The sequence below is a fragment of the Pasteurella multocida genome, from assembly GCF_900187275.1.
GTDB lineage: Bacteria > Pseudomonadota > Gammaproteobacteria > Enterobacterales > Pasteurellaceae > Pasteurella > Pasteurella multocida.
Genome location: NZ_LT906458.1, coordinates 1,819,092 through 1,833,414, shown reverse-complemented (window position 1 = coordinate 1,833,414; position 14,323 = coordinate 1,819,092). Strand labels below are relative to the sequence as shown.

The window sequence follows — 14,323 nt, the reverse complement described above, 5'->3', positions numbered from 1 at the left end:
ACGATCTTGTTTATTAAAAATAATAAATCCCTTCTTAACAAAGAAAAAATGATAAAATAACACCGCATCATAAAGGATATGATGTTACCTATATTTTGATCTAGGCAGTACAAGGATAAATATGAAACAAATCGTTTTAAAAACAAGCTTATTGATGACCCTCTCTTCATTATTAGTTGCATGTAGCGGCGGTGGCGGTAGCGCTGGAAATCGTGCTGACCGTGTAGAGGAAAAAGCACAACCGGTTCAATCAAATAGTGAGCCTTCTTCCGCTCCAATCAAAAATCCTACTAATACCGCTACGAATGATTCTCTTCATGACAAACTTTCAATGTCTTCTCATGACACATCCAAAGAAAATAGTCAACAATCCTCCTTTAAAGCCCCTCTAGAACAAGAAAAAAACCAACCTGCACAAGAAAATCTCACTTGGACAGGTTATCATGTTTCAGAAGTGGGAAATGCGAGTAATAATGTAGATAAAGATAACGTTACGGTATTCACTTTCGTAAAATATAATTCTCAATACAATGATGATCCAGTTTTTGATAAAACAAAAACACAAAGTAAAACAATATCATTAGTTGACGGAAAAAATGAGAATAAAGAGGATTATTATAACTTTACGTTAAAAGACGCTTTATTTTATTATGGAAGTTATGGACAACCTTCAGCAGATTACAAAAAAGTAGAAAAAAATTATATTTATGCAATTAAACCAGATGCAATAAATAATGAGAACCTCAATGCACTAACTGCAACTTATTATCAAGAAGATGGTTTTATATATTCCGTATTAAGTGATGTAAATCGAGTTGGTTCAGAATATATTCCTCAGTATGGCAATGTGACTCTTACTTTCCGAAATGGCAAGATTTATGGTGAAATCTACAGATATAATAGAGGACGTGATGATTTGTTTCAGCTCTCAGGAGAAGGACAAAACTTAACTATAACACCACACAAGGACAATCCCCATAAACTATCCCCTACAGGACCCGACAACATGGCAATGGAGCTGAATTTTATCAACGCAGAAAAAACTGATAAAAAATACGTTGTTGGTGTAGGAAAAGCTGAAAAATATTATGGGTTATTATTTGCTGAAAAAAGTCACCAAGCACAATAAACACATGATGATATGGTATTTTCGCATACCGCTATTTATTTTATAACCTTATGAAAAAACCAACACAAAAACTCAAATCTAGCACACCAAAAGGTGAAGTACGTATCATTGCAGGATTATGGCGCGGGCGGAAATTGCCCGTGCTTTCTGCGGATGGATTACGTCCAACAGGTGATCGGGTTAAAGAAACCTTATTCAATTGGCTCATGCCCTACATTGTCGATGCGACCTGCCTTGATTGCTTTGCTGGCAGTGGTGCATTAGGTTTTGAGGCACTTTCACGTCAGGCAAAACAGGTGACGTTTTTAGAGCTAGATAAAAATGTTGCGACACAACTCAGCAAAAATCTTGCTACGTTAAAATGCAATGCAGAACAGGCTAACGTCATCAATCAAAATAGCCTGCAATTTTTAAATCAACCCCAAACTGCACCGCACTTTGACATTGTGTTTATTGATCCGCCTTTTCACTTCGGTCTAGCACAGCAAACAGTTGATTTATTAGCTCGACATAATTGGCTAAAACCTGACGCATTGGTTTATGTGGAAACGGAAAAAGACAAACCGATTATTGCCCCAGAGAACTGGACAATACTCAAAGAAAAAATAACCGGTCAAGTTAGTTACCGCTTGTATGCCATTGCAATGCCTTAATCGCAAAAGCCCACACCAATAATAAACAGAATATAATGACTTTTTTCAGATGAACTTAATGATAAACTTAAAACCGCTTACTTTTTTACCTTTTTTCGGTCGCCTTGTTTTTCTCTCTGGCGTTATTTATAACACCGCGTGGGCGAATACTGTGATCCCCGTAGATAATAGCCGACCAGATGAAACATTTTCCCAGACGTCACCTAAACAGCATCTCTTTTCTCAGAAACCGAAACCGACTGAACCCACATCAAGTGCGAGCAGTCAGCAAATTTCGTTGACCATTGAACAACTTGCTAGCAGACCTGATTTGGTGCTTCGCGCCTTAATCCCGGCATTAAAAAATAATGATATGCGCGGTGCGGAAATTCTGTTACCCATTTATGCCCAACAATCGCCTGATCCGCTGTTATTAAAATGGGCACAGGCAATGGTTGCTCGTAAACAAGGAAAATTAAGTGAATCAGTACGTTTATATCGCCAAATTATTGCAGAAAAGCCCAATTTACAACCTGCACGCTTACAACTCGCTATCGCCTTAACGCAAAACCGTGAAAATGAAGCCGCGAAAGCACAATTTAACCAACTGCGTTCAGAAAACTTACCCGCGCCTTTACTGACCCTCATTGATAGCTATATTGATGCGATTAACCAACGCGATAGCTGGAATGTGTATGGCGGAGTAAATTATTTGCATGAGAACAATGTCAATAATGCACCGCCTAAAGGCACCAAAGCGGAAGGCTTCACCCCTTCAAGCCAACCAGAAAAAGCACATGGTTTAAGTTATTTTATTAATTTAAGTAAAAATTGGTCATTAGCCCACGGCTTTTTCACAGAATTTAGTGCCGATATCAATGGAAAATATTATTGGGATAATCATAAGTATGATGAGTTTTCGACTCGCCTCAATCTAGGTGGTGGTTACCGTAATGCCAAAACAGAAGTGAAACTTATACCTTTCGTGGAACAATTTTGGTATGTGGGCGGTGAAAATGCAACAAAGGATGCACGTACATTACACCGTTATTCTAAAAGCTCAGGTATCAACCTTGACGTGGATTATTGGTTGACACCCAATTGGAAAATCTCCACGGTTCTGGAATATACCGAACAACGTTATATCCAACCTCAACGGCAAAGCTCAAATGGAAATAGCTATTCCATTAGCAATACTCTGATATATATGCCAAATAGCCAACAATTTTGGTTTGTTGGATTCGATTATTATCAAAAAAATACCCGGCTAAAAGCCTATGCTTTTGAACGTCAAGGAATACGTCTAGGTTGGGGGCAAGAATGGCCGAAAGGCATTTCAACGCGTTTACAAACAAGCTATGCCACGCGTACTTATCGAGCACCTTCAGCAGAAAAGAATATGATTTTCGCGCCGAGTTTCTTTAAAGTTGTGCAAAAAAATCGCGAATACGGTGTCAATTTTACGATTTGGCATCGTAGTCTTCACTGGTTGGGGATCACGCCTAAAATCACTTGGGCATATCAAAAAACCACCAGTAACAATCCTTTTTCCGAATATGACCGGAATCGGATTTATTTAACCTTCAGTAAAACATTTTAACCATTTTATTTAAAAGGAATTGTCATGCAGTATTTTGACATCAAAAAATCTCTCCCTGTTTTTTGTTCTCTTCTGATTACCGCTTGTAGTGGTGGTGGGGGTAATAACAATCCATCTCACTCTCCTATGGAAAAACGTACCGTAACTATACCACAAGCACAAAAAGTAGCAGAAAAACCAGCGCTAACAATACAAACAGTGGTAACTTCACCAACTACACCAATTAAAGCGCCCTCACTCGCTCCGACTATTGATACTGCGCCTAAACAAAATCCCGTGCCGACAGCGCAAATAACGGCTACTTTACCAGCCGAACCTGTTAAAGTGCCAGTTCTGATTCCCGAAGTAAACAAAACACTTTTAGAAACATCAACTAATCCAGTAAAAGATTCTTATAATAAAGATGCTGTATTTACATACGAATTAATCGCAAATCCAGATGCAGATTATAGCGATCAAAAATTGATTCTTAAAAAAGAAATTAGTTATATCAAACTTAATCTAGGCATAAATCAAGACAATAAAAATGCACCAAGCTATATTTTTAATTTACTAGATGACAATGTCTATTATGGTTTTTATCGTGATACTCAAGATATGAACAGAATAGAAAATAAATATACTTATGCTTTCAAAAAAGAAGCTGAAAATTTTGATAACCTTCAAAAATTTAATGCGACTTATGAAGGTCAATTTTGGTTCTCTAGTATAGATACTCCAAATGTACCTACTGTTGCAAGAGCATTCTTAACATATAACAATGGTAGAGTGGATGGTGAAATATTGGCTAAACATTGGAATGAAAAATTGTTTCAGATTACTGGATTTGATAATAATCCTCGTAAAGTAGAAATTTTTCCTACTGTAGAATATTTACCTAATTCGGGAACAAGACTAACAAAAGGAGCCACATCACCTCATCGTTTCCAAATGGACTTACATTTCATCAATAGTACAAATGGTGAAAAAAACAAATATCTTGTCGGCCAAGGTAGTACTGAGCAGTACTGGGGTGTTTTAGGTATGGAGAAAAAACAATAAGTTATTTAAAAGGCTTCTGAACACAGAAACCTTTTTATACACAAAAAGAAATCATGCTAAAATCAGCCCACTTTTTCTTTTTTTGTCAAAAATTATGCTAGATATTGTTTTATACGAACCCGAAATCCCACAAAATACCGGCAATATTATTCGTTTATGTGCTAATACGGGTTTTCGCTTACACTTGATTGAACCACTGGGTTTTACTTGGGATGATAAGAAATTACGTCGTTCTGGCTTGGATTATCATGAATTTGCCGAAATCAAACGGCATAAAACCTTTGAAACATTTTTAGCCACTGAACAACCAAAACGTTTATTTGCTTTAACCACGAAAGGTTCACCGGCACACAGCCAAGTGCAATTTGAGTTAGGGGATTATTTGATGTTTGGTCCAGAAAGCCGAGGAATTCCAATGTCCATTTTAGACAGCTTGCCCATGGCACAAAAAATTCGAATTCCGATGACGGAAAATAGTCGTAGCATGAACCTCTCTAATTCCGTTGCGGTCGCCGTCTATGAAGCATGGCGACAACTAGGTTACGGCGGTGCGGTAAATCTCCCACGTTAAAAAATACGAAAAAACCACCGCACTTTCTAACAGAAAGGTCGCTTATTTGATTAAGCGACCTTTTCTCTTGGCTTTAATGTTGCAATGTTTGCTTCATATTGGCTTGTAGCTGTTCAAGCATCGCATAGCGCTTACGATACATAGAGCGTTTGTTACTTGGAATACTGTCCATATCTTTCATCGCAAATTGCACTGGCAATTCCCAATAATCTTTTAGTTCGCCAGCCGATTCCGCAAAAATCGCATCATAATCCACCACATAGCGCTTACTTTGGACCAAGCGAGATTTATTTTGATACTTGTGCGGAATGCCTAATAATTTGTCATACCCCAAAGCATTCGTGAGTGCTTTCATCGCCTCCACCATCAAATAGGCTGGACGTAAACCATGACATTTTTTCGTTAACACTTTCACTAACTCTTTTGAACCCTCAAAGTTTGGACCTTGAATCACGGCAATAAGTAATGATTGTTCAACTTTACCAAAGGTTAATAAATAAATTAATTGCCCCGTCGGTTTATAACGCAGTTCTAATGCCCAATACCCTTCCATTGCCTGATGATAATTTAGACACAGATAAAGCTCGAAATCCTCAATCACCTCACCAAAGCACATTTCCTTTTCCCATAGCTGAGGCAGACCAAGTGCGGTGAATTTTTCAGGTAAAAAACGTAAATTCTCACAAATTGCTGCAAAACGTTGTTTGGTGCTAAAACGCTTGTCTAAAAAACGGTGTGCCAACGGATAACTAAAGCTAGGACGGCTGTTTAATAGCCCCGCTAAGGTAGGATGCTGATTAATAAACTGTTCAAAACGCTTAATATTGCCCTGATGCAATAACGAACGTAAATGGAAACGAAAACGTTTCAAACGATAGGATTTTTTGCCCTGATCAGGATATAAACGCATGGGATCAGGCCATTGATAAAAGTTATCTGTCATATAATTCAGCTAATTAGAAATAAAGAGCGCTTATTTTCGCATAAATTCGGCATTTTTTCATTTTTTTATGTGTGCTTATAAGGTATTCTAAGACACTTAAAGGAGCCTCTATGTCTGATATAAAACTGAATTATCATAAAACCCATTTTCTCACCAGTGCACCGGATATTCGTGCCTTGCCAGAAGACAGTGGCATTGAAATTGCTTTTGCGGGACGTTCAAATGCGGGAAAATCCACCGCACTTAATGCCTTAACCAACCAAAAAAGTTTAGCACGTACTTCAAAAACCCCCGGTCGCACCCAGTTAATCAACTTATTCGAAGTTGAACCCCAATGTCGTTTAGTGGATTTACCCGGTTATGGCTACGCCGCGGTACCTGAACAAATGAAAATTCAATGGCAAAAAGCCCTCGGTGAGTACCTACAAAAACGTCAATGTTTAGCTGGCGTGGTGATCTTAATGGATATTCGTCATCCGTTGAAAGACTTAGACCAACAAATGATAGAATGGACGGTCGCCTCTGAGCTGCCAGTTCTTCTTTTACTCACCAAAGCAGATAAACTGAGCCAAAGTGCAAGAAGTAAACAAGTAAAAATGGTACGTGAAGCCATTCTCCCTTTCCAAGGTGATGTCCAAGTTGAAGCCTTTTCTGCTTTAAATAAAACGGGCATTGATCGTCTTGCTGCCAAATTAGACAGTTGGTTTGCCCCTGTTTTGAGTGAATAGAAACATCGTTTCTGCGATCTAGATCGTAAAAAAGTGCGTTCTTCCTGCCAAAGGAAACGCACTTTTTTATTATCCAGCGGTTTTCTTTTTTATCAGTGGAATGAACGATGTCACTTGCAATTGTTTATAGTCGCGCCTCAATGGGCGTACAAGCCCCTTTAGTCACCATTGAGGTGCATTTCAGTAATGGTAAACCGCAATTCAACTTAGTCGGCTTACCCGAAAAAACCGTCAAAGAAGCACAAGATCGCGTACGCAGCGCCTTGCTCAATGCTCAATTTAAATACCCCGCTAAACGGATCACGGTCAATCTCGCCCCCGCCGATTTACCCAAAGAAGGCGGACGTTTTGATTTACCGATCGCCATTGGTATGCTCGCCGCTTCTGGTCAAATTGATCCACAAAAGTTACAACAATTTGAATTTGTGGGTGAGTTAGCGCTAACCGGTGATTTACGTGCAGTACATGGCGTCATCCCCGCGATCCTTGCTGCACAAAAAGCCAAGCGGAAATTGATTATCGCCAGTCAAAATGCCAATGAAGCCTCGTTAGTTTCCCAGCAAGACACCTATTTTGCGCAACATTTATTAGAAGTCGTCAATTTCCTCAATGATCATTCCACGTTACCTTTAGCCTCAGACCTGCCTACACAACATGATCCAGCCCTTTTAGCAACAACACAAAAAGATTTAACCGATATTATCGGACAATCCCATGCTAAACGCGCTTTAACCATTGCTGCCGCAGGACAACATAATCTGCTTTTTTTGGGGCCGCCCGGTACAGGAAAGACCATGCTCGCCAGCCGATTAACTACCTTGTTACCAGAAATGAACGATCAAGAAACCATTGAAACCGCCGCAGTGACAAGCCTTATTCATCATGAATTGAATTTTCATAATTGGAAACAACGCCCATTTCGTGCCCCTCATCACAGCGCTTCAACACCAGCTTTAGTAGGGGGCGGCACCATACCCAAACCCGGTGAAATTTCGCTCGCACACAATGGGGTGTTATTTCTCGATGAGTTACCAGAATTTGAACGTAAAGTATTAGATGCCTTACGTCAACCTTTGGAAAGTGGTGAAATTATCATTTCGCGTGCCAATGCAAAAATTCAATTCCCCGCTCGTTTTCAATTAATTGCCGCCATGAATCCTAGCCCAACGGGACATTATCAAGGTACTCACAATCGCACCTCACCACAACAAATCTTGCGTTATCTCAATCGCTTATCCGGTCCGTTTTTAGATCGCTTTGATTTGTCAATCGAAGTCCCTTTACTACCCAAAGGCGCGTTACAACAGCAAACAGATCGGGGCGAAAGTAGCGCACAAGTGAGAGAAAAAGTATTAAAAGTACGCGACATACAACTGGCGCGTGCGGGGAAAATTAATGCTTATTTGACCAGTAAAGAAATTGAGCGAGACTGTAAGATCAGTGATCAAGATGCGTTATTTTTAGAAAATGCCTTAGCTAAATTGGGGTTATCCGTACGCGCCTATCATCGTATTTTAAAAGTAGCACGCACCATTGCAGACTTAAATAATGAATGCCAAATTCAACAATGCCACCTCGCCGAAGCACTGGGTTATCGGGCGATGGATAGGTTGTTACAGAAGTTATCTGCAATATAATCCATGGTATAAGTACAATTTTCTTAAAATGAGCTGTACTTGTCGTCGATAGCATGAATAATTTAGATTATATTGTTGTAAAAAATAATTTATTTAAGCAAAGGAATGATATTTGGCTAAATAAATACATTATTAACCTAAAATTTGGTTGGTAATGAAGCACTATTTTATTAGACAAACAAATTATACTAACAATTAAATATCACTCATTATTCTAAATAAGAATAAATCATCCTTTCATGTTAAGGAAATTAAAATAAACTCATCTTATATCTGACGATTTCATTTAATAACCATCCTTATCAATTACCTTTATTTATTGAAAACTTATATATAAAAACCTGAAACAAGATATTTCCTCATCAATTTTATCATCCATAAAAAATTAATTTATTAAAATAAAAAACCACAAAAATAAGTTTGATAATCATTATCAACTATATTACTATTCTGTCACTCTCAAATTTTTTAAATGATTTGAAATTTAAAAGGAATTAAATATATGAACAAATCAAAGAAAATATTGGGTTATATTTTACCCTTAATCTTACCTTTATATTCTTATGCAGAAAGTACAGAATTAGATGTGATTTCGGTAGAAACAGAAGCGTTTAAAGAAAAAGATAAAGTGTTCTTAAAACAATCGGCTAGCAGTACTCGAACACAATTTCAAACTGCAACACAGAGTTTAGATTCGGTATTACGTTCTGTGCCAGGCTCGTTCACTCAAATTGATAAATCGTCAGGTACCGTATCAGTCAATGTAAGAGGCGGAACAGGTTTTGGTCGTGTCAACACTATGATCGATGGTGTCAGCCAAACTTTTTATGCAAGCTCTACTGATAGTGGGAGCCGCAATAGTAGCACCTCTCAATTTGGTAGTTTGATTGATCCTGGTTTTTTAAGCCGTGTCGAAATTGATCGAGGTTCTTTTGAAGGAAGCCATGGCGCAAATACACTGTTAGGTTCTGCCCACTTTAAAACTATTGGAGTGAAAGATTTAGTTGCAGAAAGTCGACAACTGGGATTTATGGGTAAATATTTATGGGGGAGTAATGCCACAGAACCGCAAGTACTAGGTGCTGTCGCCTTTAAACAAAATTTTGAAAATGAGCGTTGGTTAGGCTTACTATATGGGTTTAGTGAACGCCATCTTTCACAAGATTATCGTATCGGTGGCGGCAGAAAAGTGACGGAAAGTTCCATTGATTTAACAGGTTTAGATGAAAACGATAGAGAACAAACTGATACCTCACCATTTGATGCCACCCATGTACGTCAGCGCCCAATTAGTCATCTTGCTAAATTAGAGTATGGTGATCGTTATCAACAAGGTACCCTTTCCTATCGACAATACCAAACACGTGTCGGAGGACGTTCGATTCGAAATAATAACTACCAATTTAATTATCATTTGGCACTCCCTGATATCTCATGGCTTGATTTCAACTTATTACTTGCTCGTAATGTGTCATCACAGAAATATCCAGAAGGCACCATGATTATTGGTAAAACGTTGTTAACACCATTAATTGCAAGCAATAAAGCCGACACGTTCGATGTGAATAACATGTTCCATTTTGATTTACCTTTTGAGGCAACATTAAAAACTCGCGTGGGTTTTCATATTTTAAAAAGTCGTTATTTTAAAAATCGCGATCCCTCTGAAGAACTGAATATTAACCTTGAAGAAGGCGAACGAACTTATGACTTTGACTGTTTGGGTTTAGGTTGTATTAGAAAAAGTTTAGGAAAAGCCACTTTTCAGCCTAATGGGAAGCACAATATCATCACGTTTTATGTTGACAACCATCTTAGCTGGAAGATGTTTAACCTTGATTATAACATCAATCTAAGTCGCTATACTTTGAAAGGGGAGCGTTTAAAATATTTACCACATTATCTCTCTAATATGGATAATGAAATTAATGCATTGACTCGTAAATTGATAAAAGGGCGCTTTAAAGATACCAAGATACAGCAACAACTCCTTCAGCTTACGTCAAAACGAGATGATCTCAAACAACATAACTGCAAAGAGGAGGAAGATGGTCATGAGCAATGCCGTGAAGTGAATTTCACCTTACCTGATAGTTCGGCAGGTAAAATGTATAATTATTCCGTGACATTATCTACCCATCTTCACGATTTATTTACCCCTTTCATTAGTTATGCTAAAAGCCATCGTGCCCCCAACATTCGAGAGGTCTTTTTTTCTAGTGTTGGGGATTATGGCGTCAATACCAATTTGAAACCAGAAACAGCCAAAACAATACAATTCGGTATTAATGGTTATCGAGATAGGCTTTTTAGCGAAAGGGATAAATTAGGCTACAAGGTGGTATATTATAATACTCATATTAAAGATTTCATTTATAACTCAGATAATCGTCAACCGTTAGTTGCGGGTAAATTAATCTATCTTAATGATACAAATATTTTACATAAGAACTACTCACAACGCGTAAAAATGACTGGGATTGAAACAGAGATAAGTTATGATATGGGTAATATCTATTTCAATCTCACGTATGCAAAACAAAAAAATAACCAACCCGTCTCCTTTACTGATGGGAGTGCAAGAACTGGTGGTGCAAGTAATACAAACAGATTACTTCAAGGTTTTGGCGCAAGTAAAATCTCAGTGTTACCGGAATCTTATGGTTCATTAGAAATAGGGACTCGCTTTTTCGATGGCAAACTCGATATTAGTACGACTGCTAAGTACTACGGAAAAAGTAAGCGAGTATTAAAACAACCTTTGGCAATAAAATCAGGTGATGAGAAGGATACAGTCAAAGAACAAATTAGGGTAACACAGGACATTCCAAAACAACCTATCATTTTTGATCTCCAGATTAGCTATGAACCAATTAAAAACTTGGTGCTAAAAGCAGAAGTGCAAAATGTGTTTGATAAGCGATATATCAACCCATTAGATGCTAATAATGACTCGGCAAGCCAATCGGTATTTAATATTGATCTGTCAGATAAAACAATTAATGTGTTAAATAACTTTGCGCGTGGTCGCACTTATGTGTTTACGCTCAGTTATCAATATTAATTGCACACGCCCCTGAGTATAGAAAAAGCTTTAATTTTAAAGGGGAATTCAATGCTCGTGCGGTGACAAAACAGCGTTAAAAAGCACCGCACTTGTTTTGAAAACGCTATTGGCACACAATATTCGTCAATAACGTGACTTTTTCTTTTAAATTCATCTGTGCCACTCTCTCTCCATCTTGTTTCTCTAAAGCTTGGGTCATAGCAAGCGCTTTCGTGTCGGCAATCGAAAACGCCGGTGTATAAGCGAAATCGGTATGTTGCCCATTGTGTCGGATAATGGCATGAATAACGCTGACGTAATAGCCTTTATAGCTGTCATCGGTATAGTAATTTGTCGCCATTTTTAATGCGACACCGCGTTTTGATTTGAAATCCTGGCAAAGTCCTGTTTTAGCACTAAATACCGCGTGTGCAATACGTCCTTTGCCAAACTCATAGAAATCAAACTGAGTTGCTTTACTTAATTGAGCCATGTCTTGTGCATTCTGCGGATTCAATGAACGCTGCGTTTTCGTATCGAGGAAAATCACATTCATGGGTATATGATTCACATCATAAATGTGGTAAATCTCGCCTAATGGCGTTGATGTCGCCAGATGAGTCAAATTATCACGTTGATAAACCGTCCCCTTAACATCAGAGGGAGAATGAAACTGCTCTCTTGACCAAAAACTCACTTCTTTGACAGACTGATCAATATCTTTATATTGGATCCAATACTTGTTGCTTTCTGACATACTCCCGCAACCCGCTAATGCCATTGAGGCAATGAAAAGATACTTTTGTTTCATGCAGTCTCCTGAATAAGAAATTATTGAGGTATGCCTCTCAACATTGGGACAGCCTGATAAGGCATGCTCGATGTTGGTGCTGGCATTGTATTAAAGAGAGAAATAAGCGGTTTCGGCGCCGTCCCTGTTTCACTACGCCACAAACGCCCCATGCCGACTAACTGTACATTATCGGGTAAATGTTTTAATCCGGCTTGTAACACGGCTACTGTATTTTTACGTGGATGACCAATCGCGATTGCCGTACCGTGCTTTTGTGCATAATGCACTGCACGTTGAAATTGACGTTCAACATCCGCATAAGTGTCTTTGTCATCCAAAAAAATGTGGCGATCGAGGCTTTGTACCCCGTACTCTTTGGCTATTTTGCCTGCCACACTGCGTCCAATGGTACGGCTATCAAGAAAGAACAAATCTTGCACTTTCAGTTCTTGCATTAATTTACGCATTAACTCCGCGTCAGCAGTCGCGGCACTGCCCATGTGATTATTCATGCCAATGGCATGAGACACAATCGCCTTGGCAGTTTGCACACGTTGTTGTACGTCCTCTTGGCGCATGCCAACATGTAATCCTCCCGCTTCAATGCGCTGATGACTTAACGGTTGCATGGGCATATGGATTAAAATATCACGACCTTGTTGATAGGCTTGTTCATTACGTTGGCGAGCATGTGGAGCAGACGGGATAATTGCCACCGAAATTTCTTTTGGTAGCGCATAAATTTGTGCGTCTTCTTTCTGGTGATACCCAATATCATCGATCACAATGGCTAACTTGGCAGGCTGTGCCAACGCCATGCTGATCCAAAAGCCCCCAAAAAGTAGCGCACTTTTCACCCTTTTGACGCCAATTGTTTTCATTTCAACCAACCTATTGGATTCACAGCCACCCCTTTACGACGAATTTCAAAATACAAGGAGGATTGTGATTGTCCACCACTACTACCAACTTCAGCAATTTTCTGACCGGCTTTGACAAATTGTCCCTCTTTGACAACCACAGACTGATTATAGCCATAAAGACTTAAATCATTTTCACCATGCTTGATAATCACCATGAGCCCGTAGCCTTGTAGCCAGTTTGCTAAAATTACGCGTCCATCTGCGATACTCTTCACTGCGGTACCCGCATTCGCGCCAATGACCATTCCCTTCCAGCGCAATTCGCCCATTTGGGTTGCACCAAAACTATTTAATAATTTGCCTGAAACAGGGTAAGCGTATTGCTTATTCGGCTTACCCAAACCACTTGAGCTTGCCATTAATTGCTTTTCTTGTGCTGTCGGCTGATACGGTTTTTGCGTTTTCTTTTCTTCTGCTTGCTTTTTTTGTGCGTAAGCTTCACGCTCACGCTGCTCCTGCTGGCGTGCCGCTTGTTCTGCGCGTTGAATCTCTTGACGTAGGGCATTTTCATTAGCTCGTAGGGTTTCCAAGCGGGTTTCATCACGCGATAAATTTCGATTTAATTGTTTTAACGTGGACTGTCGCTCTTGTTGCACTTTTTGCAGATCTTGCTGCTGTTTTTTCTGTTGCGATAATTGGCTCTGTTGCGCTTTTTGTTGAGCAATCATCGTGGCTTTTTCTTGTGCTAATTGCGTTTGTGTCGCTTTGAGATCATCAATTAACGCCAAACGCGCTTGGTTCATATGGGCATAGTACTGTTTAAGACGATCGGCATTTTTTGCCTCCTCGGACAGCATGCGCTCTAGTGCGGAAGGATTAGCCGCCGAACGGTAAGCTGAGTCTAATTGTTCAGCCAATTTTTGTTTTTGCTCACGTTCTTGCTTCTCTAAGCGCTGGATTTGCTTTTCTGTGTCGCTAATCATTTTGCGACTTTCTTTTAGATCTGTTTCCGTTTGACGTAGCTGTGTTATGACTTGATTAATTTGGGTTTCTTGATTTTTTAAATGTGATTGTAATTTTTGCTGCGCTTTCTTTTGCTCAGCAATTTTTTGTTCTTGCTGTTTGATTTGTTGTTGAATTTTAGATAAATCATTAGCAAACACATTGACCGACATGCACAATAAGCCGCAACAAAGTGCGGTGAGTTTTCTTCGAGTTTTCACGTTATTCAATCTCAACCACATTGCAAAACCTTCCGTTAAAATCACGTTGATTAAATATAACATTATTTGAGCAAGGGCTCTAAATCTAATTTTTCATTAAATTTTTGCGACAGATCA

12 protein-coding genes are annotated in these 14,323 nt (G+C 39.0%); 8 read left to right on the top strand and 4 right to left on the bottom strand.

From position 1 onward, the window contains the following. Positions 1–121: 121 nt before the first annotated feature. From CKV69_RS08470 to trmL, 5 genes are all read left to right on the top strand, one after another. The gene (locus CKV69_RS08470; protein ID WP_010907203.1) at positions 122–1,129 is read left to right on the top strand and encodes a hypothetical protein; all 1,008 of its coding nucleotides are present in this window, start codon (positions 122–124) and stop codon (positions 1,127–1,129) included. Between the two features lie 50 nt (positions 1,130–1,179). Next, entirely contained in the window at positions 1,180–1,782 is a 603-nt protein-coding gene (rsmD, locus tag CKV69_RS08465) for a 16S rRNA (guanine(966)-N(2))-methyltransferase RsmD (protein ID WP_015690955.1), read from the top strand. Positions 1,783–1,840: 58 nt separating this feature from the next. After that, positions 1,841–3,361, top strand: a complete 1,521-nt coding sequence (locus CKV69_RS08460) for a surface lipoprotein assembly modifier (protein ID WP_016532830.1) — start codon at positions 1,841–1,843, stop codon at positions 3,359–3,361. 24 nt (positions 3,362–3,385) lie between these two features. Beyond that, positions 3,386–4,402 carry a hypothetical protein gene (locus CKV69_RS08455; RefSeq protein WP_015702558.1) on the top strand — a complete coding sequence of 339 codons (1,017 nt, stop codon included), beginning with the start codon at positions 3,386–3,388 and terminating at the stop codon, positions 4,400–4,402. Positions 4,403–4,496: 94 nt separating this feature from the next. After that, entirely contained in the window at positions 4,497–4,973 is a 477-nt protein-coding gene (gene trmL / locus CKV69_RS08450) for a tRNA (uridine(34)/cytosine(34)/5-carboxymethylaminomethyluridine(34)-2'-O)-methyltransferase TrmL (protein ID WP_005755093.1), read from the top strand. 73 nt (positions 4,974–5,046) lie between these two features. Here the strand turns inward: trmL and CKV69_RS08445 are convergent, their stop codons facing one another. After that, positions 5,047–5,916, bottom strand: coding sequence for a VirK/YbjX family protein (locus tag CKV69_RS08445; RefSeq protein WP_014668443.1), 870 nt, complete (start codon positions 5,914–5,916; stop codon positions 5,047–5,049). 110 nt (positions 5,917–6,026) lie between these two features. Between CKV69_RS08445 and yihA the strand changes: the two genes are divergently transcribed. The 3 genes from yihA to CKV69_RS08430 all read left to right on the top strand — a co-directional run bounded on the left by yihA (position 6,027) and on the right by CKV69_RS08430 (position 11,345). Beyond that, entirely contained in the window at positions 6,027–6,644 is a 618-nt protein-coding gene (gene yihA, locus CKV69_RS08440) for a ribosome biogenesis GTP-binding protein YihA/YsxC (RefSeq protein ID WP_025248539.1), read from the top strand. Between the two features lie 107 nt (positions 6,645–6,751). Further along, positions 6,752–8,281 carry a YifB family Mg chelatase-like AAA ATPase gene (locus CKV69_RS08435; RefSeq protein WP_015702557.1) on the top strand — a complete coding sequence of 510 codons (1,530 nt, stop codon included), beginning with the start codon at positions 6,752–6,754 and terminating at the stop codon, positions 8,279–8,281. A gap of 502 nt (positions 8,282–8,783) precedes the next feature. Further along, a complete protein-coding gene (locus tag CKV69_RS08430) occupies positions 8,784–11,345 on the top strand; it encodes a TonB-dependent receptor domain-containing protein (RefSeq protein WP_038641799.1) in 2,562 nt (853 codons plus the stop codon). Between the two features lie 106 nt (positions 11,346–11,451). Here the strand turns inward: CKV69_RS08430 and CKV69_RS08425 are convergent, their stop codons facing one another. From CKV69_RS08425 to envC, 3 genes are read right to left on the bottom strand one after another with little or no spacing between them, the layout of a single operon-like run. Next, on the bottom strand, positions 11,452–12,138 hold the full coding sequence (locus CKV69_RS08425; protein WP_005757690.1) for a hypothetical protein: 687 nt from the start codon (positions 12,136–12,138) through the stop codon (positions 11,452–11,454). 20 nt (positions 12,139–12,158) lie between these two features. After that, positions 12,159–13,001 carry a divergent polysaccharide deacetylase family protein gene (locus CKV69_RS08420; RefSeq protein WP_015702556.1) on the bottom strand — a complete coding sequence of 281 codons (843 nt, stop codon included), beginning with the start codon at positions 12,999–13,001 and terminating at the stop codon, positions 12,159–12,161. Further along, positions 12,998–14,227, bottom strand: a complete 1,230-nt coding sequence (envC, locus tag CKV69_RS08415) for a murein hydrolase activator EnvC (RefSeq protein ID WP_010907196.1) — start codon at positions 14,225–14,227, stop codon at positions 12,998–13,000. The genes CKV69_RS08420 and envC overlap by 4 nt, the downstream gene beginning before the upstream one ends. Between the last annotated feature and the right edge of the window lie 96 nt (positions 14,228–14,323).

What these genes read in the sequence shown, in the direction of transcription:
- CKV69_RS08470 (WP_010907203.1), top strand. Translation starts at nt 122, where the DNA reads ATGAAACAAATCGTTTTAAAAACAAGCTTATTGATGACCCTCTCTTCA.
- rsmD (WP_015690955.1), top strand. Translation starts at nt 1,180, where the DNA reads ATGAAAAAACCAACACAAAAACTCAAATCTAGCACACCAAAAGGTGAA.
- CKV69_RS08460 (WP_016532830.1), top strand. Translation starts at nt 1,841, where the DNA reads ATGATAAACTTAAAACCGCTTACTTTTTTACCTTTTTTCGGTCGCCTT.
- CKV69_RS08455 (WP_015702558.1), top strand. Translation starts at nt 3,386, where the DNA reads ATGCAGTATTTTGACATCAAAAAATCTCTCCCTGTTTTTTGTTCTCTT.
- trmL (WP_005755093.1), top strand. Translation starts at nt 4,497, where the DNA reads ATGCTAGATATTGTTTTATACGAACCCGAAATCCCACAAAATACCGGC.
- CKV69_RS08445 (WP_014668443.1), bottom strand. Translation starts at nt 5,916, where the DNA reads ATGACAGATAACTTTTATCAATGGCCTGATCCCATGCGTTTATATCCT.
- yihA (WP_025248539.1), top strand. Translation starts at nt 6,027, where the DNA reads ATGTCTGATATAAAACTGAATTATCATAAAACCCATTTTCTCACCAGT.
- CKV69_RS08435 (WP_015702557.1), top strand. Translation starts at nt 6,752, where the DNA reads ATGTCACTTGCAATTGTTTATAGTCGCGCCTCAATGGGCGTACAAGCC.
- CKV69_RS08430 (WP_038641799.1), top strand. Translation starts at nt 8,784, where the DNA reads ATGAACAAATCAAAGAAAATATTGGGTTATATTTTACCCTTAATCTTA.
- CKV69_RS08425 (WP_005757690.1), bottom strand. Translation starts at nt 12,138, where the DNA reads ATGAAACAAAAGTATCTTTTCATTGCCTCAATGGCATTAGCGGGTTGC.
- CKV69_RS08420 (WP_015702556.1), bottom strand. Translation starts at nt 13,001, where the DNA reads ATGAAAACAATTGGCGTCAAAAGGGTGAAAAGTGCGCTACTTTTTGGG.
- envC (WP_010907196.1), bottom strand. Translation starts at nt 14,227, where the DNA reads ATGTGGTTGAGATTGAATAACGTGAAAACTCGAAGAAAACTCACCGCA.